Source organism: Saprospiraceae bacterium, from assembly GCA_016715965.1.
Taxonomy (GTDB): domain Bacteria; phylum Bacteroidota; class Bacteroidia; order Chitinophagales; family Saprospiraceae; genus Vicinibacter.
In genome coordinates, this window is record JADJXG010000001.1 from 1,677,310 (window position 1) to 1,699,298 (window position 21,989).

General features: G+C 40.8%; 16 protein-coding genes. 11 read left to right on the forward strand and 5 right to left on the reverse strand.

The features are described 5' to 3' along the window. The first annotated feature begins 6 nt into the window (after window positions 1-6). Window positions 7-3,555, forward strand: coding sequence for a M36 family metallopeptidase (locus tag IPM48_06325; GenBank protein MBK9271194.1), 3,549 nt, complete (start codon window positions 7-9; stop codon window positions 3,553-3,555). Between the two features lie 72 nt (window positions 3,556-3,627). On the opposite strand, the gene IPM48_06330 is transcribed toward IPM48_06325, so the two are convergent. Beyond that, window positions 3,628-4,128 carry a hypothetical protein gene (locus IPM48_06330; protein ID MBK9271195.1) on the reverse strand — a complete coding sequence of 167 codons (501 nt, stop codon included), beginning with the start codon at window positions 4,126-4,128 and terminating at the stop codon, window positions 3,628-3,630. 163 nt (window positions 4,129-4,291) lie between these two features. Between IPM48_06330 and IPM48_06335 the strand changes: the two genes are divergently transcribed. Both IPM48_06335 and IPM48_06340 read left to right on the forward strand, forming a co-directional pair. Continuing rightward, complete coding sequence (locus IPM48_06335; protein ID MBK9271196.1) at window positions 4,292-4,636, forward strand: PadR family transcriptional regulator; 345 nt, start codon at window positions 4,292-4,294, stop codon at window positions 4,634-4,636. Beyond that, entirely contained in the window at window positions 4,629-5,288 is a 660-nt protein-coding gene (locus IPM48_06340) for a PspC domain-containing protein (GenBank protein ID MBK9271197.1), read from the forward strand. The genes IPM48_06335 and IPM48_06340 overlap by 8 nt, the downstream gene beginning before the upstream one ends. A 182-nt stretch (window positions 5,289-5,470) precedes the next feature. On the opposite strand, the gene IPM48_06345 is transcribed toward IPM48_06340, so the two are convergent. The 3 genes from IPM48_06345 to IPM48_06355 all read right to left on the reverse strand — a co-directional run bounded on the left by IPM48_06345 (window position 5,471) and on the right by IPM48_06355 (window position 10,449). Then, window positions 5,471-6,229, reverse strand: coding sequence for a GLPGLI family protein (locus IPM48_06345; GenBank protein ID MBK9271198.1), 759 nt, complete (start codon window positions 6,227-6,229; stop codon window positions 5,471-5,473). Beyond that, window positions 6,229-9,054, reverse strand: a complete 2,826-nt coding sequence (locus IPM48_06350; protein MBK9271199.1) for an outer membrane beta-barrel protein — start codon at window positions 9,052-9,054, stop codon at window positions 6,229-6,231. Before IPM48_06350 ends, IPM48_06345 begins: the two co-directional genes overlap by 1 nt. Before the next feature lie 75 nt (window positions 9,055-9,129). Continuing rightward, the gene (locus IPM48_06355; GenBank protein MBK9271200.1) at window positions 9,130-10,449 is read right to left on the reverse strand and encodes a hypothetical protein; all 1,320 of its coding nucleotides are present in this window, start codon (window positions 10,447-10,449) and stop codon (window positions 9,130-9,132) included. Window positions 10,450-10,571: 122 nt separating this feature from the next. On the opposite strand from IPM48_06355, the gene IPM48_06360 reads away from it, so the two are divergent. The 3 genes from IPM48_06360 (at window position 10,572) to rlmN (ending at window position 13,520) form a co-directional block, all read left to right on the forward strand. Continuing rightward, window positions 10,572-12,086, forward strand: coding sequence for a F0F1 ATP synthase subunit beta (locus IPM48_06360; GenBank protein ID MBK9271201.1), 1,515 nt, complete (start codon window positions 10,572-10,574; stop codon window positions 12,084-12,086). A 5-nt stretch (window positions 12,087-12,091) separates the two neighbouring features. Next, complete coding sequence (locus IPM48_06365; GenBank protein ID MBK9271202.1) at window positions 12,092-12,331, forward strand: F0F1 ATP synthase subunit epsilon; 240 nt, start codon at window positions 12,092-12,094, stop codon at window positions 12,329-12,331. Window positions 12,332-12,476: 145 nt separating this feature from the next. Continuing rightward, on the forward strand, window positions 12,477-13,520 hold the full coding sequence (gene rlmN, locus IPM48_06370) for a 23S rRNA (adenine(2503)-C(2))-methyltransferase RlmN (protein MBK9271203.1): 1,044 nt from the start codon (window positions 12,477-12,479) through the stop codon (window positions 13,518-13,520). A gap of 133 nt (window positions 13,521-13,653) precedes the next feature. Here rlmN and IPM48_06375 read toward each other — a convergent pair whose 3' ends face one another. Continuing rightward, a complete protein-coding gene (locus IPM48_06375; GenBank protein MBK9271204.1) occupies window positions 13,654-14,970 on the reverse strand; it encodes a hypothetical protein in 1,317 nt (438 codons plus the stop codon). A gap of 58 nt (window positions 14,971-15,028) precedes the next feature. Here IPM48_06375 and IPM48_06380 point away from each other — a divergent pair, with 58 nt between their 5' ends. From IPM48_06380 to IPM48_06400, 5 genes are all read left to right on the forward strand, one after another. Beyond that, the gene (locus tag IPM48_06380; GenBank protein ID MBK9271205.1) at window positions 15,029-15,823 is read left to right on the forward strand and encodes a hypothetical protein; all 795 of its coding nucleotides are present in this window, start codon (window positions 15,029-15,031) and stop codon (window positions 15,821-15,823) included. 62 nt (window positions 15,824-15,885) lie between these two features. Then, window positions 15,886-16,764: a lipoyl synthase gene (gene lipA, locus IPM48_06385; GenBank protein MBK9271206.1), complete on the forward strand. Its 879-nt coding sequence runs from the start codon at window positions 15,886-15,888 to the stop codon at window positions 16,762-16,764. Between the two features lie 133 nt (window positions 16,765-16,897). Continuing rightward, window positions 16,898-20,434: a gliding motility-associated C-terminal domain-containing protein gene (locus tag IPM48_06390; GenBank protein MBK9271207.1), complete on the forward strand. Its 3,537-nt coding sequence runs from the start codon at window positions 16,898-16,900 to the stop codon at window positions 20,432-20,434. Between the two features lie 119 nt (window positions 20,435-20,553). Continuing rightward, a complete protein-coding gene (locus IPM48_06395; GenBank protein ID MBK9271208.1) occupies window positions 20,554-21,018 on the forward strand; it encodes a heavy-metal-associated domain-containing protein in 465 nt (154 codons plus the stop codon). Beyond that, entirely contained in the window at window positions 20,996-21,982 is a 987-nt protein-coding gene (locus IPM48_06400) for a hypothetical protein (protein ID MBK9271209.1), read from the forward strand. The genes IPM48_06395 and IPM48_06400 overlap by 23 nt, the downstream gene beginning before the upstream one ends. Window positions 21,983-21,989 lie beyond the last annotated feature (7 nt).

Consider the following 21,989-nt stretch of genomic DNA (forward strand, 5'->3'; position numbering starts at 1 on the left):
GTATCAATGAAAAAATCTATATTTTATCTATTCATTTTCAGTAGTTTAATTAACAATTTGGACATCCAAGCCCAATCTGTCTCAACCGATGATGCAGGCCGCAAATACATTCAGGCTGCAGTGGAACAATGGGGTCTTTCTTCTGCAGATGTAAAGGATTTGTTGATCAGCGATCAATACACTTCGGAGCACAATGGAGTCACTCACATCTACTATCAGCAAGCTTATCAGGGTATTCCTGTGTACAACGCGATCACATCGGTTCATATCACAAGGGATGGTAAAGTGTATGATTCTCCTCACCGTTTTGTGCCAAACCTTGCATCTAAAATTAATTCCACCAAAGCCCGTATCTCAGCTTTGAAGGCCATGGAGAATATGTTGCTGCACTATCAGGTGAAAAACGCGATCCTTCCTTCTGATGTGTACAGAACAGAGGCCAATAAAAGGATTTATAGCAAAACGAATTTCAGCCATTCGGATATACCTGTAAGACTCGTGTATGCCATGGACAAAGCAGGAAATCTAAAACTTGCCTGGGACATCAGCATGGACCTGACAGACCGCACTGATTACTGGAGTACCAGGATTGATGCCATCACTGGACAAATTATTGATGAACATAATTATACTTTGTATTGTCAATTTGGCCACCAACACAAAGGTCGCTGTACCGAAGAAGTACATGCATCCGGTCTTGGCACTGAAAAAATAGAAAGCCAGCATCAACCTGTTGACTTATCTTTTGCAGCATCGGCATACAATGTTATTCCTGTACCCATTGAAAGCCCGATCCACGGATCTCGTCAGTTGGTGACCGATCCGGAATATAAAAATGCATCTCCATTCGGATGGCATGATACAAATGGGCAAGCTGGTGCGGAATTTACCATCACGAGGGGAAACAACGTCAATGCCTATTTGGATCGAAATGCAGACAATGCTGCTGATCCCGAAAGGGCTGATGGTGGGGCTTCTTTGATTTTTGATTTCCCTTTTGACCAAAAACTAAATCCTGCCAGCTATACAAAAGCTGCCATGACCAATTTGTTTTACATGAACAACATGATGCACGATGTCTTGTATCAATTCGGATTTACAGAACCTGCCGGTAACTTTCAAAGCAATAATTATGGAAAAGGAGGGGCTGCCACAGATCACGTTCTAGCTGAAGCGCAGGATGGCAGTGGAGTCAACAACGCCAATTTCTCGACCCCGTCTGATGGAAATTCTGGAAGAATGCAAATGTACCTGTGGTCTGGTGCAGCTGGAGATGTTTCTATAGACGCTCCGGACAGCATAGCTGGTCCGGCACCAATGACCCCTGGTTCTGGTTGGGGAGGAGCAGCAACCACCACTCCACTTATCGGAGAAGTTGTGTGGTCTGATGATGGAGTTCCCGGAAAGGAGAGATTGGGTTGTAGAAACACCCAAAAGAGAGAAAAATTGCAAGGAAAAATTGTCGTGATTACCAGAGGTGAATGTGAGTTTGGAGATAAAGCACTCTACGCACAAAATGCCGGAGCCATTGCGGTAATCATCTGCGGTTTTGATGAACAAAATGTATCCATGGGTGCGGGAGCCAGAGGCGCTCAGGTTACCATTCCAACTTATTTTGCCAGAAAATCCATTTGTGATCGTTTTATAGCTTATATAGAAAATGGACTCATCATTCGAATTGTTAGACCAACAGGAGGCAATGCCGGACCCGATTCTTTGGATGGAGATTTTGACAATGGAATTATAGCCCATGAATATGGTCATGGAGTATCCAATCGGTTGACGGGTGGACCTGCTCAGGCGGGTTGTCTTGGCAATGCCGAACAAATGGGTGAGGGCTGGAGTGATTTTATGTCCCTTCTAATGACACAAAGAGCCGGTGACAATCGCGACATGGTTAAAGGAATCGGCAATTATGCAAGCAATGCACCAACGGATGGGATTGGAATCAGAAGAAAACCTTATGCCACCAATATGGCCATTAATAGTCACACATACAAAAACATCAATTCATCCGTTCATGATCTTGGTGAAGTTTGGGCAGTGATGCTGTGGGATTTATATTGGGCTTTGTCGGATAAATATGGCTATGATCCCAATTTTCTCAATAAATCTGCAGGAAATAACATCGCCATACAGCTGGTGATGGACGGTATGAAATTACAGCCCTGCGGTCCAGGTATCGTGGATGGCAGAAACGCCATTTTGAAAGCCGATACCATTAACAATGGAGCCGCCAATTCCTGTTTGATTTGGGAAGTTTTTGCAAGAAGGGGAGTTGGTTTTAATGCAAGCCAGGGATTAGCCAATTTGGTAGGTGATGAGAGGGAAGATTATGAAGCATTTCCAACCTGTATCAACAAAACCCTGATCAACAAATCTGCTCCATTTGTCATAAAGGCGGGAGAAGAATTTACAGTATCCATTACCATTCGGAATCTCAGAGCAAGTTCTGTAAGAGATTTGAGATTGGACGATTTGATTCCAGATGGTTGTACCTACGTCAATGGATCAGCTTCCCTAACACCAAATGCTATTTCAGGAGACAAATTGAACTGGATCATTGACTCCATGAGATCACTGCAAAACCTGGTCATTACTTACAAACTCAAATCTGCCGTAGATCGTTTTTCCAATACTTTGTTTATTGATGATTTTGAACATCCGGACACAGAATTTAAATACGAATGGGCGGATATACCAGGAAGTATTGGGACAGGAAGTTTCCAGTGGATAGGAGGTTTAGGAGTTGATGAAAGTACTGCCTGGTGGTGGGAAACCTCAGGTTCCGAAGCCAGAAGACATTATCTTTTCAAGATTGATCCGATTAAACTTCCTGATGTGGACTGTTCTGTTTTGTTTTACCATAAATTAAACACGCTGCAGGGTTTGGATGGAGGATTTATCGATGTTTCCACCGACGGTTTCATCTATGAGCGAATAGAGTCGGATGATTTCTTCCTCAACGGATATCAGGGCGACTTGTCATACAACACTTTCCCAATTCCATTTTTGAAAGGTTTTAGTGGTTACCTCAGAGATTATACTCCGGTGGTGTTTGACATCAGCAAATACAAGGGAAAAGACTTTAAAATAAGGTTTAATGCGGGTAACGATGATTCAGGAGAATCCACACAGCCTGGACAAAAGGGCTGGCTGATTGACAATTTCGAAGTCATTACTCCCTATTTTTATAATTCCGATTTGTGTATGACCACCGGATTAGGTGAGAATCATTGTGTTAATTTTGGAAAGAAAGGAATTTTGGTGGATTCTAAAAAAGTGGTCAATACCTCCGACGATCGTAATGAGGTGGGTGAAATCAAGGTATTTCCAAACCCGGGTCGCGACAGGATTTTTGTTCAACACAAGCAAGCCAAATCGAATTTTGTAATACACCTTCGAAATTTGCAGGGACAAATTCTGCAAACCAAAAATGGAACCAACAACGCAGAGATCCTTTCATTTGAAGTGGGAGATTTGCCAAGGGGTGTGATGATCTTGGAAGTTATCGAAGCAGGCAAAGTTCAAACCCAAAAGATTATACTGAAATAAGTATTTCTTGTATGCCAAAAAAAAAAAGCCGGCCATGTTGCCGGCTTTTTTATTTCAGATTTCTGATTTTCTTTAATCCGTCATTTCCAATTCCTCTAATTCGCCATTGCTCAATATCTGTATTTCCCACTTGCGGGTATGGCCGGGACGGATGTCCTTGTCATTGATTTTTTGGGAGCCTTCGACCACATAGATGGTGTCCGGATCATCGATACGTGCCATCCGGCGGATGACCTCATCTCCGAAAGCTGTAAAACCTGCCACTTCTGCCAAATCGGTGTATCGCATGTTGGGATCAAAACAATAGACCACAAAGGAGTATTTCATCAGCCGTGCTGTCCAAAAAACCAAAAGGCTGCAGCCCTCCGAGCTTTTCCAATGAACCCCGGGGATAACTTCGGTGAATTCGTCGGCTTGAAAAGGCAGATGCGGATAAATCCAATCTTCCAAAAGTCGTATCGGTATAGGATCACTGTTGAGTCCAAATTCGTGTTCGGAACCTTCCTGTAAGGTAAAAGGCAGTTCCACCATCGGAAAATAGCCCAAAAGTTCTTTGAAGTCTCCCTGACCCATGGATCAAATAATGGTTTTGGGGCTATTTTGTTTTTGATATGGGGACAATATCTAGGCATTGATCAGGAAAATTGTCCATTTGGTCGAATTTATAGGCATATTATAGTACTATGTATTGCACAGTACTATATCACGCCATATCTTTGTCCTAAATTTAAAAGATATGAAGCTTGAAAATACCATTGCCCAAATGAAAAAAGGCGTTCTCGAAATGTGCATCCTGTCCATCCTCAATCAAAAAGAGGCTTATCCGTCGGACATCATTCAACAGCTCAAATCTGCAGACCTGATCGTCCTTGAAGGTACCCTCTACCCGATTCTGACCAGACTCAAGAATTTTGGCTTGTTGGAATACTACTGGCAGGAATCGACTTCGGGGCCACCCAGAAAATATTTTTGCATTACGGGTCAGGGCAAGGAAGCTTTGCAAACGCTCACTGAGAGCTGGAATCAATTTGTATTAGGAGTCAATCAATCTTTAAACATAACAATTTTAAACCATGAATAAAATTCTTCACATTAATGTAGGGGGTTATCCATTTTCTATAGATGACCTTGCTTTTGAAAAATTAGATCACTACCTCGATTCGTTGAGAAAGCATTTTGAGAGATCTGAAGGCTGCGATGAAATCATGCATGATATTGAGTCCAGAATCGCTGAAATTTTTCAGGAGAAAATGATCGGACGCAGCATCGTAACTCTAGAGATGGTACAACAAGCCATAACCATCATGGGTTCTCCTGAAGCTTTTGGTGCAGAATGGACCAATGAAGAGGAAGTGCCCAAATTTGGACACAAGACCAATGCAGCCTGGGGAATCAGAACAGGAAAAAAATTATATAGAGATCCTGATGACAAGAAGTTGGCCGGAGTATGCAGTGGATTGTCTCATTATTTTGGAATTCAAGATGTCGTTATCATGCGGGTCATCTTTGCAGCCGGATTGTTTGCCGGTGGATTTACCCTGATTCTTTATCTGATATTGTGGGTAGCCACTCAGGAAGCACAAACGGCAGGGGAGAGATTGGCCATGAGGGGCGAACCCATCAATGTGCAAACCATTGCAAAAAAAGTGGAAGAAGAAATAGACAGGATCACAGATAGCTTTGATTCCTGGAGAGACAAAGGTCAACGAAAAAAAAAATGGAGAAAATCCTAGTCAGTAATAAGTGGCCGCATCCATGCAGTCGGTAAAATTTGCAAAAAAGGAATTTTGGAAATAGAGAAATAGCAAAGTGGAAATATGAATCAAACAGAAGATTCGTTTTTCAGATTTTCCCATAGCCTCTTCTGCATCATCTCTGTTTCTTCCTGATTTTCAAAGGACAAATGAATCTTCTCCTAATACCTTAAATTCCAGTATGGATTCCTTCTTGAGGCAATGCATTGATTGATGTAATTGGTTTGCAATTGGTGAAGTTTGGCGAGGTCAATGATTTTATATTTTTTCTTTTTGACGGGGATGCCGGGGGATGGAAGGTCAGGACCATGGAGAATGTTGGTCGCAGTGATTATACAAGCACCATTTTGAATGTCCAATTCAAGGATCATACCGGGTAAGCCACTGTACCATTCAGGACCCGATGAGACCGGAATCTCAGATGTAAACCAGGCCACTATTTTGTGCTTGCGAACGGTGTCCGTGGTCTCTGCACTCATACAGACATAACCATTCACTTCTTTAATTTCAGATCTAATTTTCCATTGAATGGAAGGTTCTGGAGTTTCTACATAGTAAATTTTGTCCGGCATTTCGACCAAATCACTTCTTGTTTTCTTTTCCAGATCCAAATAATAATTGAGTTGTTCTTTTCTCCATGACCATTGATTGTTATTTCCTTTTTGATTTTCAGATTCAATGTACTGACTTGCTTTTTCATTAAAAATCAGACTGTATTGAATGGTATGACTGTCGTCATTGCCCCAGGTCAACTTGTTGCGCGCCAACTCTTCCTTGCTTAAGTAGGGCAATTCATCCATCATTTTGGTCCAATAGATGGTTCTGTCATATTCTATCCTTCCACTGGTCAACTGGCTGTAGCCGGTGAAGAAAAAATGAACCGATAGAAGAGTGGTGGTAATAATTTGGATGGTTTTCATTAATGAAAGTGGTAGTTTTGCTGATTCACTTTATAATTGATCCCGCGTATATTGTAGGTAAAACTTAAGAGGCCATATCTCTTCAAAGTAGTAGTCCTGGTTTCTGAAACGATGTTACCGTTTGCGACGAGATTAACACCCAAGTTTCGATTGAAGATATCATATACTGAGATCCTAATTTCAAATTGATTTTTTTTGCCAAAAATTTTATATACAGTTGCATTCAGTATAGGCACCTCTTGGTTAAAGTTGAACCGTTCGTTTATAAACCGGTCATAGTTAAGATTGGCGCTGGCAAGAATTCCCCAAAATAGTTTTGCATTTAGATTGGCGCTAAAATTTTGGGTTAAGATTTGTTGGTTTTGACTCGATTCAATTGAATACTTTGTATTGGTCAAAGAGAATCTTGTGGATAAAAATGCACTGATTGATTCATTGGGTGTAATATTTAAATTTGCAAATCCGCTATTGGCAATTGAGAATGTCTCATTTTCAAAACCGTTGACCAATGCAAATGATTCAGAAATATTGAAATTGTAAGAAAGCTGTAAACTTATTTTCGTTTTTACAATAGGGAATCCAAAACCCAGTCCGCTACCTGCACTTTTCATTCCTTTGTAATTGATGATCCTCGCTGTAGTTACCAGGTTACTGTCCACGTTTTGTTCCAGCACAAATTGGTTGTCAGAGAAATTTCCATTCACATTTATGTTAAAGTTGGTAAAATTGATAGGATTGTTTTTTCTTAACCCCAAACCAATTCTATGATCAATCTGTGGAATAAGTGCCGGATTTCCAATTCTGATGTAGAGTGGATTGCTGTTGTCAATAATAGGTTGTAAATCTTGGATTCTCGGTTCTCTCGCATTCACAGAATAGAAGGCATGCAAATATTGGTTTTTTCTGGTGCTGTTGTTAAAACTTAAATTTGGAATCCAGTTTTGGAATTGTCGATCAATGGTATTGGTCACACCACCATTAAATTCACCGTTCAGATTGAATATTTGTCGCGCAAGACCTATAGAAACATTGGTGCCCTGATGGGAATAGCGCAAGGATGTTCCAAGTCTTTGTGTCTGTATTAAATTGGAATAATCTCTTGACAGGAAATCATTTTTAATTTCAATTTGATCCTGAAGATCAAAAACATCTCTATCCGATTCTTCCCTTCTTTGGCTAAAATTGTAGAAGGTTTGAGAAAAGAATTTATTGCCAATAGGCTCCACATGCATGATGCTGGATTTGATCAGAAGATTTTGATTGGAGGTTTCGTTGGTTTGTCGGATGGAGTAAAGTGAATCAAAAACACTTGCAATGATAAAGAAATTGTTGTCAGATGCAATTTCATTAAACAAATGTCCATCAAATCGCGAGAGCGCCGCGCTGATTCCTGAGCTTCTGCCTTTGTTTTTATATTTTTTTCGGAAGACTGCGGAACCATTTCCACTGATCGAATTTGTTTCTCCAGTATTGTCAAATTGGGTTAAATTGGAAATGATATCATTGGCTTTTGAGTATTGTAAATTTCCAAAATGATCATTAAGACGATTGGATAGTTGGCCATTCAGATTAATCACCAGGGTATGCATGCTATCAAATTTATGTTCTCCTCTAAACAAGGCTTGGTGACCCATATTTCTATTAATCCTGGTGGTGGAGTCGTTGTTTTTAAAATATTGATCAGGCAAATAATTTTCTTGAGTTCGGATGGCTTGTGCAAATAATTCATTGAAATTGTAAAAATAGACGCTGTTTATCTCAGTTTTGTCATTAAACCAGGTATAGTTTAAACCACCAGAACCATTTTTTGGTAATCCAGATTGGCGGCCACCAAAAAAACTTCCAGAAATGGAACCTTCATCTTCAAATGAATAATTCCCAAAATCTCCTCCACCGCCAAAACCAAAATCCGACAGGTCGTTCCAATTAAAAGACTGGTTGCCTCTAAAATCCTGATAATCGTCCCAGCCTAAGCCGTTTCTTCCTGTATTGTTTGCGCTTCCGATAAAGCTAAACTGCATGGACTCATTGAATTTATTGAAATTACCTTTTAGTTCTGTTCTTTCAGAGCTTCCTGCTCCTGCAATTAGTTTTCCAAAGGATCCATTTTTAAACTCATCCTTTAGGGTTAGATTTATCATTTTTTCCGGTGGAGCAGAACTTACACCTGTCAATTTTTTTTCTTCCGTTTCTTCAGTAAATAATTGGACTTTGGAAATACCTTCTGCCGGAAGATTTTTGGTAGCTGATTTTGGATCTCCACCAAAAAATTTTCTGCCATCAACTGTTACTTTTCTGATTTCCTGCCCTTCCGTTGAAATGGTACCATCTGCACTGACTTCCATACCTGGAAGTCTTCTCAACAGATCTTCAACGGTAGAGCCTTTGGGCACCTTAAACTTGGTTGCGTCATATTCGATCGTATCGCCCCGGATGGTCATAGGAGCTTTCGCTGTTTTTATCACGACCTCAAACAGTTCTTTTGATATTTCCAGCATTTTGATTTGACCCAATTCCAGAATGGATTCACCACCCGGACGTGAGACTGGAATATTTTTAGGTAAAAATCCAACGTATGTAATTTTTAATAAATAGGATGTGGATTTTAAATTTTTAATAATAAAATGGCCTTTTTGGTCTGCTTGTGCAAATGTGACCAGAGTGCTGTCTTGTGGATGAAGGACCATTAAGGAGGCCAATGCCAGGGGGCCGGAAGTGGTATCCGTAACAAAGCCTGTGATTTGCCAGTTGGAAGATTGTGCAATGCTTAGATCATTAAAAAATGGAGTAAGTAAGCCAATGATCAGGTATTTATAGACTCTCATAGAAGGATTTCGGTTTTATTTGATTCAAGCCTAAAGGCTAACGATGAAAATTGAAAAATCTTTTGTGCAATTCATCTAAGAACGCATCAATTTCCTAAAATTTAAAATTTTGTCCAGAGGAATAACAGTTTGAATCCTGTTTTTAATTTCACCCGGAATTTTTAGCCCATCAATTTTCATTGGATTTACCCGGAATGGAATCATGTTAAAAAATACCTCCAAACTGTACTTTTTTTCATAGAGCACATGTCCATGCCATCGAAGGACTTCTTCGTAAAGATCCTCTTCCCAAAAATGAAAGGGATTGTTCATAAATCTAAAACAAGCTTCCAGATCAGCAGTCCCGGGATAAAATTGTGAAAGTCGAATCAAACAAGAATTAAAAGTAGAGTGGTTGCAAAATTCTGAGAGATTTTCCACCTTTACCTCTTCCTTGAATTCTCCATTTCGCACCAACCAATCCAGCAACAATCCAGCCATTTTTTCAGAGCGATAAAGTGCTACATTTTCAATCAAAGCCGGCATAAGCCCATCTTTAAATAAATTTGATAAAATATCCTGAACCTTGTCCCGCTCAGTAATCCAATCAGGGGGAATAACAGATATAAAAAATTCTGCTTTGTGTGTTTTTCCTTTTTTCAATAGAGCCGGAGAAATCAATCTACTTCGATCAAATGAACCAAGATACTGATCATAAGCCAGTTCAAATTCGGAAAATATTTTTGAGCTTTGGTTTGTCAATAGGTATGCATATAAAATCCTTTGGTCTTTGGCCGATATAACTTGTGCAAATGGCTCAAATTCGAATTGGATCTTATGTGAATATGGGTATAGCGAATGCAAAAAACCACTTAGTTGCTTTGAGTCTATGCTTCCTACATTCGAAAGTATTGTGCGATAAGCTTCTTCTGGATTTGACCTGCACATAGTTTCAAAAGCGAAAAGTTTCTGTTTGCCATCTTTTATTTTGGTCAAACTGCCCAAGTCTTTTGTATTCAGCCAGCTCCAGCTTTTAGTGTTTTTGCAGAGGTATTCTCCGGTTGGCCCAAGACAATCCTGCAATAAAAATCCGATTTTGGGATGTCCTGACACAAATGGCATAAAATGTTCCAAAAGATTGGCATGGATGCTTAATTTCTTTCTGTGAAGGATGACCAGGTATTCGTAAACCGTTTCCAAATGGCCTGCTGCCAACAATTGTTTAAAGATATCTTCCAGAGGAATGGAGATTTTACCATCCGGGATAACCATCAACAAATCCTGGTTTACCTTCGGCCATTTGCCTACGTTTGATTCGATCCATACGGACTCAAGACTCTCTGCGAGACCTTTGGAATCATTCGTTCCATCTAGCAACAACTCACTGTTTATGGATTTTGGGGCCACAGAATTCACTTTCAATTTTATCTAAATTAACAAAATAATGAATTGGCCTAAGCGGATAATATTTGGTTGGGCGATATTTAGTCTATACTTTTGCGGCGGATTTCTAAATCCAATCATTATAATACATCATCATGGCAAATATAGGTCGAGTTAGTCAAATTATTGGTCCTGTTGTGGACGTGTCTTTTTCAGGAGACGATTCCAGACTTCCTGAAATATACAATGCATTGTGCATCAAAAGGGAAGGCAAAGAAGATTTGATCCTTGAGGTTCAACAACACCTTGGAGAAGACAGCGTAAGGACTGTTGCGATGGATTCTACGGATGGTCTGACCAGAGGTGCTGAGGCTGTTGACTTAGAAACTACGATTGCGATGCCTGTTGGAGATTATATCAAGGGCCGTTTGTTTAACGTCGTTGGCCAGGCGATCGATGGTTTGGGAGAAGTTTCCAAATCACACACCTATTCAATCCACAAAAAACCACCTACTTACGAAGACCTTTCGACGGAGAACGAGGTGCTTTACACTGGAATCAAAGTCATCGATTTGATCGAACCCTATTCAAAAGGTGGTAAAATCGGTCTATTTGGAGGGGCTGGCGTTGGTAAAACCGTATTGATCCAGGAACTTATCAACAACATTGCAAAAGGCTATGGAGGTCTATCTGTGTTTGCCGGGGTGGGAGAAAGGACCCGTGAAGGAAATGACCTTCTGCGAGAAATGATAGAAGCGGGTATTATCAAATACGGTGATAAGTTCCTGCATTCCATGGAAGAAGGAGGCTGGGACCTGTCTGCGGTCGACAAGGAAGGATTGTTGGACTCCAAAGCCACTTTCATCTTTGGTCAGATGAATGAACCTCCCGGTGCACGCGCCAGGGTGGCACTTTCCGGCTTAACTGTAGCAGAATATTTTCGCGACGGAGACTTAAATGATCCTGCAGGTGGTAAAGACATTCTGTTTTTTATTGACAATATTTTCCGCTTTACACAAGCAGGTTCTGAGGTGTCAGCCCTTTTGGGTCGTATGCCATCTGCGGTGGGTTATCAACCGACGCTTGCTACCGAGATGGGTTTGATGCAAGAAAGGATTACCTCTACCAAGAGAGGATCCATTACTTCGGTACAAGCCGTGTATGTACCGGCCGATGACTTGACCGACCCGGCACCCGCGACCACCTTTGCGCACCTTGACGCCACCACGGTATTGAGCAGAAAGATTGCCTCATTGGGAATTTACCCTGCTGTTGATCCTTTGGATTCCACATCCAGGATTTTGGATCCACTCGTCATTGGTGAGCTGCATTACAACACTGCTCAAAGGGTTAAAAATATTTTGCAGCGATACAATGAGTTGTTGGATATTATTGCCATTCTTGGAATGGAGGAATTGTCTGAAGAAGACAAGTTGGTAGTGCACAGAGCCAGAAGAGTTCAGAGATTTTTGTCACAGCCATTCCACGTTGCCGAGCAATTTACAGGAATCAAAGGTGTTTTTGTTCCAATTGATGAAACCATCCGCGGATTTAACATGATCATGGATGGAGAAGTGGATGAGTATCCGGAAGCGGCATTTAATCTGGTAGGAACCATTGATGAGGCCATCGAAAAAGGTAAGAAAATCTTAGCAGAAGCCAATAATTAAGCACCATGCATGTAACCATCCTCACACCAGAAACCCAGATTTTTGAAGGAGAAGCCAAAGCCATCGTGATGCCGGGTCTCGATGGAAAGTTTGAGGTGCTAGACAGACACGCTCCAATGATCTCTGCCCTTTCAAGGGGAAAGATCGTGCTGACAGATACAAAAGGTGTAAAACACCAGTTTGAAATCAAGAATGGTTTCGCTGAAATTCTAAAAAACGAAGCCAGTATTTTGGTGAGGGTTTAAATCAGACCATCCGCTTTAAGAACAATTTTATCAGTTTTATTTCTCCATTGGGCTGATTTTCTATTCGGTCATGCTGTTCTTAATGAGTACCTTTCATTGAACCTAAAAGTTAAAATTGCATTTACTTGCTATCTGAACAATTCCAATGGAGCCTAAGCCCAAAATGAATATTCTTGAATGTGAGAATGAATTCCTCTCTTCTTTGCTTTTGGAGCAGGGTTTTGAGAAATACCGACCTGCACAGATTCAAGATTGGCTTTGGGTGAAAGCAGTGAGAAACTTTGATCAAATGACCAATTTGAGCAAAGCCCAACGCGAATTTTTAAAGGAGCGTTTTGACATCGGTGGACTTCAAATTGATAAAATACAAAACAGTCTGGACGGTACCATAAAAATCAGATTCTTGCTCAAGGACCATCTTAAAATAGAATCTGTGCTGATTCCGGTAGAGGATGACAAAAGATACACCGTATGTGTTTCATCGCAAGCTGGATGCAGTTTGACCTGTAGTTTTTGTGCAACCGGAAAGATGGGATTGCTCAGACAGCTAAGCGTGGCAGAAATTTTTGATCAGTTTATCCAGGTAAATACCATCTGCAAGGAGCGTTATGGACAGGGACTTTCCAATATTGTATTTATGGGCATGGGCGAACCATTGCTGAACTATAAGAATGTCATTGGTGCGATTCGGCGGTTGATCACCCATCAGCAGATTTCTTCCAAAAGGATTACGCTTTCCACGGCAGGAATCGCCAAGATGATTAAAAAACTGGCAGATGAAAATTTATCCATCAACCTGGCTCTCTCTCTGCATGCTGCCAACGATGAAAAGAGAAATGAAATCATGCCCATCAATTCGCACAACAACTTGACTGCTTTATTGGATGCACTAAAATATTACCACCGAAAAACAGGTAATAAGATTAGTTACGAATATATTGCCTTTGATCATTACAATGATTCTGATCAGGATGCCAAGAATCTGGTCAAATTGTGTAGTCATTTTCCTGTGATGGTAAATATTATTGAATACAATCCCATTCCCGGAGTCGATTATATCAAATCTTCCGAGAACCGACTGGATCAATTTGCCAGATTGGTAAGACGACATGGTGTGATGATCACGGTTCGAAAGAGCAGAGGCAAGGATATTGATGCGGCATGTGGACAATTGGCCAATCAGGAATAATTTAATTGATTCAATGGGTCAATTTGAAACTAAATCCTTCTATAATGGTCCATTTTAAGATTGAAAAATCAATTTTGGTTATGGATGTATTGCAATATGAAAATACCGGTATTCCTAGAAAGATTTTAAAACCTTATTCTTGTTCATTTTCTTTTAAAATTGATGCAATCAATTTTTGGAGAAACCCATGATATTCTTTCCATTCTCCAGAACGTCCAAAACTGCTGTTGTGCCAAATAACGTGGCAATCTCCGCCATAACGACGACAGATTTTGTAAAAATGAAGCATGTCATTTAAAGCTTCTGCGCTGTTGTACTTTAGATAATCTTTGTATCCACGGTCCATCGCCACAAATGGATGAATGCGCAATGAAGTAACTTTTTCTTCAGATAGATTGTACCAAAGGAAGGAGTGAACCGTGCCTGCTTTGAAACCGGATTGCTCTGCAAATCCCAGCGAATAATCATCTGTGATTTGATTTCTCTCCAACTGGACATAGCTTTCGGGTAATTTCATTCTTAAAAAATGAAAGCGACTCGAGCTGATCCTTTGATCAATTGCATTTTCGAGTTTGTTTTTTTCGGTTTCCAATTGATCCGCATTAAGAAAGGAACTATACGAAGGATGCAGCCCGATGGGATGTTTCAATGACAATTTTTTTAGCAATTGCTTTGCATCGGGTATGTCTACAGATTGATTGTTATCATTGGCGGAATCACCACCTGCGAGAACAAAAAACATGATTTTTACAAACGGGTTTGAGAGTTTTTCAATTTCATCATAACTGTCATAAGGATCTTTAATTTGATTCATGATCACAGAAATTCTCTCTGCCAATTGTTTCCATTGGAAAGTAATCAATTCCAACATTCCAGCGCCTGCTAGTTTCCACCAGGATTTGTAGTGGTATTTCCAAAAAAAGTCAATGTCCACACCAATGGTTAATGAGGGAGTTTGTATTTTCCTTTCTGCTTTAATTCCAAAGTGCTGAAATATCTGTTGATCAAACCAGTCCAACCAGACATCGATCATTGGAATTTTCAAAAGATTGGATTGGAAAAGCAGAGAAGAATGGGAAGAAAATCTTTGGTGGGCATCTGTTGGATTGGCTCGATATTCTTCCATGCGCGAGAGCAACCAAAAAATTGCATAAAAAAAATCAAACCCATTTGCTTCAATACTTCGAAAAAGCACCGGCATGTTTTGGAAGGAATCAAATCCCGCGGGATGGAGGTAATTGTTTATTTGAATGCCACCTGAAGATGGAATCCAAAAGCCGGCCTTATCAACAGGTTTTTTGATTTGGTAAATAATGGTATATTCATTGAGTTCCGGCATGGAATTTGACTCAACAGATAGCAGAATATTACTATATCTTTCAGACAAAAAATCACAGATATAAGCCAATCTGGGAGAGCTGGAGTCCGTTCTGATCTTGATTTCTTGCATCGGTCAAAGGTAAAATAATGAACCAATTTCAAATAGTTGACTTATATTTAAGCTTTGTATGAAATATCTCCTCAGCATACTGTGTATAATTGGCGCAAGTGTTGCATTTGTGGTTGGTCAAGCTCAGGTACCTCACACCGTACGCAAGGGAGTTATTTACAAACAGGAGCGCTTCTTTGACCTGGCTATCCATACCCACGGATTTTATTTTGGCTACAATCTAGGAAAAATAAGAAAATACTACCGTACAGATTACCTTCATTTCGATTTAGGTTTGGTGGAAAATCCTAGAGAGCAAACCATTCAGCGCAACAATCTTCAGGGTAACGGCCTATTTAGCAGTTACACCTACGGCAAACAAAAATCCCTTTGGAACATCAGAGCTGGCCGCGGAATGGTTCGTTATTTTTCAGAAAAAGCAACCAAAAAAGGAGCAGCCGTAGGAATCCGGATCGAAGGAGGATTGCTCCTGGGATTGCTCAAACCCTATTACCTTAAAGTACTTAAAAATCAGGATGGTATTCTCAATATTGAAAATATCCGATATTCTGAGGAGACCAAAGAGTTATTTCTCGATCAAAATAAGATTCTGGGTGCTTCTGCATTTAGGAAGGGACTTAGTGAGATAAGCGCGATTCCTGGAGCCTGGTTTAGGGCAGGAGTCACCATTGATCAAGGTGCATTTGAAAAAAGAGTAAGAGCTCTGAATGCAGGAATTAGTTTGGACCTTTATCCAAGAAGAGTGCCCATCATGGTCCATCAGAATAACCTATTCCTATATCCCAATTTCTTCCTTAATCTCCAATTTGGAAGCCGATCCACAAGGAGCCAGGGATTTAAATCGGATCAATAAAACTTGTCCATTTTTCCATTGTTTGTAATGTTTGATTTTCTTTGCTCTTTTTAAACAGCTTTATGATTGATCTTCCGATTGTCTCTTCACAGGTTTCAGGTACTCCGCGCAAACCTGAATGGCTTAGGGTAAAACTTCCTTATGGGGAAGAATATCGCAAAGTGAGGCGATTGGTTGATGAATACAAATTACACACAATCTGTCAGAGCGGCAACTGTCCCAATATGGGAGAATGTTGGGGAGCAGGTACCGCTACTTTTATGATCTTGGGAGATGTATGCACCCGTTCCTGTAGCTTTTGTGCGGTCAAAACGGGTCGTCCTCCGGAATACGATACCGATGAACCCATCCGTGTAGCAGAAGCCATCAGACTAATGGGGGTAAAACATGCCGTCATTACTTCTGTCAACAGGGATGAGCTGCCGGACCGGGGAGCAGAAATCTGGCATCAAACCATCGTTGCCGTCAAACAGTTGAGTCCACAAACCACCATCGAAAGCCTGATCCCTGATGTAAAGGCCAACTGGACTGCGTTGGATCGAATGATCAGTGCCGGACAAGAAGTGGTCTCTCACAATATGGAAACGGTAGAACGACTGTATCGTCTGGTCAGACCCCAGGCCAAATATCAACGCAGTCTTGAGCAAATCAAAAGAACCAAAGATTATGGCAAGCGCACCAAAACAGGTATTATGCTTGGTTTGGGTGAAACCAAAGAAGAGCTTGCCAAAGCAATGGATGATCTTCTAGCCCATGGTTGTGAAATTTTGACCCTGGGTCAATATCTCCAACCCACCAAAATGCATTTGGAAGTAAAGGAGTTTGTCCATCCTGATGTTTTTTCTGAATATCGAGAAATGGGGATTTCCAAGGGATTTTTATATGTTGAAAGCGGCCCGTTGGTAAGGTCGAGCTATCATGCAGAAAGACATCTGATTTAACAATGATTAACAATAGATCTTCAAAGACTAATTTTTTTACACCATTTTCCGTAAAAATCAGGTAATACCCTGATATTTGGACCGCTTTTTAGACGTCTATTTGCGCCAGATATAAAATAGAATAGCATCACTTATGGAAAAATTTCGTTTTGGATGGTTTTTTGGTTTCTTCTTACTCCTGAATACCGCATATTCTCAGCAAATTTATACAGTAAATTCTGCCAACGATGCAGACGATGGGGTCTGTGATGCAGTTCATTGCAGCCTGAGAGAAGCGATCAATGCCTCTAATACGGATGGCGTAGTCAGTGAAATTCGATTCAATATACCCGGGGCAGGACCACATACCATTAATCCCGGAGGAGCTTTTCCAGACGTTACGGCTGCTCAAACCAGCATTTTGGGAGAATCCCAAGCAGGAGGTGCCGGCTCGATTATCGTTAATCTCAATTTCAGGGTGTTGGGAGGCAATCCTTTCTTCAGGATTTTGGGCAGCGGGTTTTATATGAGCGGGGTGTCGTTCAGAAATATGAACTTCGATGCCATTGGTGATCATATTCTCGAATTCGGAAATGCTACCATTGCTGCAGATTCCGGACAAGTATACAATTGTGCGTTCTATCAGGATGCAGCCACAACCCCCAATACCACCACCCACTCTGTGAAGCTCACCCGCGGTATGGACATCACCATCCGAAAATGTACTTTTGGATCTGATTTTACCAGGTCATCCATCCTGATCACCCGGGGAATGATCGCAATAGGAGCCTCAATGGGACTTGGAAATTCATATATTGATTCATGCACTTTTGTTACCAATTTTTCTTGCATTGAGGCCAGAAGTTCTCAGTGTCTGATCACCAATAATCTTTTTGGGGCCCTGGACACCAGTAAGGTGAATGCCTTTCTCGATCCATCTTATGCCATCAGGTTGTATGATGGAGGAATCTACACCATGAACAACAATTTTTTCTACGGACAGAAGATTGTTGGAATCCAAACCAATGACCTTCTGAGGACCTGCACCATCTCCAATAATCGTTTTTACAACGGCACCTTGGATATAGAGTTAAATGGCACCAGCAATTCAGATTATTTTGTTAGAAACAATTATGCCAGGGACGGTGGAGATTTTATCAATGTAAACGCAATGGGTGCTTATTCGTTGTTTTTAAATCACAACAGCATTTCCAGATACTCCAATGTATATGTCAATTTTTTAGATCCCGGAATTTCGCAAGCGAGGCATTTTAACAACCACATGACCTGCCTTTCTGGCAGAGCTGTTTTGCTGAACAATGCAAACACACCAAAACCTTCTGTTCCAGTGATCAATTCTGTCAATCGGGATCAAATCAGAGGTACAGGAAATCCAAATGATTCAGTGTGTGTGTATGCCAATCCGTCTTTGTTGTGTCCCGGATCCACCTGTCATGCGGGTTTTGAATTGGGCAGAACCAGGTCTGATGCAACAGGTGCCTGGACCCTTAATGTGGCATATCCCAACAGACATACCATATCTGCTTATCAGTATCCTTCCAACCCTGCTGACAGACCCAATATTTATTCTGAATTTTCTAACTGTTATGTCTGTCCGGGACCAGTCAGAACCGTATTTTCTCCCACGATTTGTATCGGCGAAACCGTTAATTTTCGCAACCGAACTTACAGTTCAACAAATCCCACTGATTCATTCAATGTAAATGGGGATGGCGTCAGTATCTGCGATTCGGTATTTATTGTTGATGTTAAAATAGCCGGTGGTTCCAGAACAGAACATTTTGTCAATGTTTGTTATCAGGATACTGTTAGCATTGGCAGTGTTCGGGTTTTTGAAGGTAAGCTAGCTGACTCTGTTACACTTCAAACCCAAAATGGATGTGACTCCATCGTGGTCGTTTTTGGGACGATCAGAGGTTTGTTTACTTTGAATCAAACCATTTGTAATACAGATCGATTGACGATAGGAACGGAAATCTTTGACAAAGATAGACCAACAGGAATTGCCATACTTCCGGGTGGCTCGACCTTTGGTTGTGACAGCGTTATTTTTGTGAATCTGACCATTAAAAATTTTGCTGAGAGCAATTACAATACAGCCATTTGTAAAGGTCAAACCATCACAATCAATGGGGAGATTTTCAGTGAAAGCAAAACAACAGGAGTTCAAACTTTGACCAGTGGTTCTGTCAATGGATGCGACAGTGTTATCAATGTTTTTGTCCATGTGGCGGATCCCACATTTGATTTCAGACTTACATTGTGCCCCAGTGACAGCGTTTTAATTGGAGGAGCAGGTGGTCGTTATTTTGGGGCAAGAAATCCAAGCGGACAATTTATACTTCAAAATGGCTCCTATTTGGGATGCGACAGCATTATCAATGTATCGCTCACCCTTAGGACAGAAGGCATGGGTACTTTCAGAGCGGTCATTTGTCGCACGGATACCTTGACTTTGGGAGGACAGCGATTTTCTTCTGGCAGAACGATGGGTACTTTGAGATTTGCCAACCAATCGGCCAATGGCTGTGATTCTCTGGTCAACGTGATCATATCTATTTTACCGGACGCTGTGGGAAGTTTGGATACGTTTACTTGCATGGGTAGTACCATTAACATAGGAGGAACCGTTTTTTCTGAAAGCAGGCCTAACGGAGACATCAATCTACCAAGAATGTCTTATCAGGGTTGTGACAGTTTTTTGACCGTTAATGTTCGGTTTTTACCTCTTCCCGTATCTACTTTTAATCCAACCATTTGTAGTAAAGACAGTATTCGGGTTGGTAACCAGGTTTTTTCTATTCTCAGACCTTCAGGTAGTGTGGTAATACCCAGATCTCCCGCACAAGGTTGTGATTCTACCATTCAAGTCAATTTGAGTTTTGCGGCTCCGATCGTACCGACCATTGAAGTTGAAAATATTCTTTGCCAAACACCCAATACGGGTGTGGTTCAAATTAATGACATCGGTGTTGCGCCAGGACCATATATGATTTCAGTGGATGGTCAGCCTCCGGTCAGTTACATTGCAAGAATGAGATTCACAGGACTCTCCCAAGGAAATCACAATCTGAGGATCCTCAATTCCATTGGGTGCGACACAGTGGTCAATTTTACAGTCAACCCATCTCCGATTCTTACCCTGGATTTGCCCCAGGATACAACCATCCAACTTGGTGGTACGGTTGCCATTCGTCCCAATTTTAATTTTACTCCAAGTTTGATCAGCTGGACTCCACCATCGGATTTGAGTTGTCTGGATTGCACAAATCCCATAGCTACTCCGCAGCAAACCACCACTTATACGCTGAAATTGACCGATAGCAATGGATGTGAGATTGAAGATCAGTTTACCATTTTTGTTAAGGTGCCTGAGGCAGATGTATACATTCCCAATGTATTTTCACCCAATGGAGATGGGGTCAATGAATTTTTTGAAGTGACCTTCCGTTTTCCTGATAAAAGCCAATTGCTCGTCATGAGAATTTTCGATCGATGGGGCAGTTTGGTTTTTGAACAAACAGGAAATGGTATCGGCGATCAGGTCAAATGGGATGGAACCACCAAAGGGAGAGACCTTTTGCCAGGAGTATATACCTATGCATTGCAATTTATCACCGAAGGCAATGAACCACAATGGAGACATGGAGATATCACGATCATACGATGAAGGCCTGCCTTTGAAATGGCATGTACAAAAATCAAGAATGCAAGGCTGACAAAACCATGTAACAATGGCTTTGTTTTAAGCCTATGAGGTGGGTTTTTAAATTTTCATTCAAATTATGCTTGGCATTACTGATCAGTAAGACTTGTGCCCAATCTTCTATCGTCCGAATTGGAATCAACGGATTAAGTTGTTCTGCTTGTGTAAAAAGTGTCGAAATGCAAATTAGGAAATTGGATTTCGTGACAGATCTCGAAATGGATATCATCGGAACTGAAGCGTTGATCCTCGTCCAACACAAGCGTTCTTTTGAATTAAATAAATTGGTTAGAGCGGTTTATAAAGCCGGATTTTCGGTGAGGGATGTAAAACTCAAATGGTCCCTCTCAGAATTTAAGCTGAAAGAAGATGGAATATATGATTGGTTTGGAATGCAAATTAGGATCTTAAATCAGGAGAATGTTTTATCCAACAATGAACAGTTTGTACAACTTGTGGTAAAAAATATCTACCCGAGCCTTCAAGAATCGAAATATTTAGAGAATATAAAGTGGAGAAAAGCCAATGGAATCAATCGTTTGGTCTGATGTTATGAGATGGTTGATCATAAGTCTGGTTATCAGTTTTGGTAAATCAGCTTTCTCACAGGAGTTATTTCCTTTGGCTGAGTCCGCCAACACCTTACCAAAAAATGTCTTTGCATTGCGACTTTTTACCAATGGAAATTATGAAATCAAAACTCCAAAAGCAATGGTTGGTCTTAGGATCATGTATGGTCTGGGTTCAAAATTAAGTGTTTATTTATCCGGTACATTTTCCAACCATCACTCCAGATATTTACCACCGGATTTGGTTTCGCATGGTCATCCATCTGGCGGAAGCCCGTTTTATTTTACAAATCGGGTAGCTAAAGGTCAGACCCATCCCATGAATTGGAACGGAATTCATGTTATGGCAAAATATAGATTGTTGAGTATAGACCGGAGAAATAAACACTACAGAATTGCTCTGATTTCTGAATGGTCCAATGTCCGACAAGCGCATGATGAGGCAGAACCAAACCTCCTGCACGACAATAAGGGTTGGAGTGGCGGAATGATTCATAGCTTTCTGTATCATCGGTTGGCGGTTAGCAGCACTTTGCAGTTAGTTCTTCCCGGAGACTATCGCGAAGTCAGAAAAGATCCCGTTCAGTCAGTGGATGTTGAGCGTACCATGAAGTATGGAAATTCAATCAACTGGAGTATTTCTTTTGGATATCTTTTGAATGGCAACACCAAGAATGATTTCGATGAACCCAATATTAATCTTTATATTGAATTTATGGGAGCAGCCTGGCAATCTGCTCAGTTTATTTACAATGGTCAAATAATTCCCAATTTTAATCCTGCTTTCCATTCGGGATACTATATGGAAATTCATCCGGGAATTCAAAGAGTTATCAGATCAAACTGGAGACTGGAATTGTCTTTAGGACTTCCATTGATTCATCAGTCTCTGGTCCACTCTTACCCGATATACAGTTTTGCGGTCCAACGTTTTTTTTATTAATTCGCAA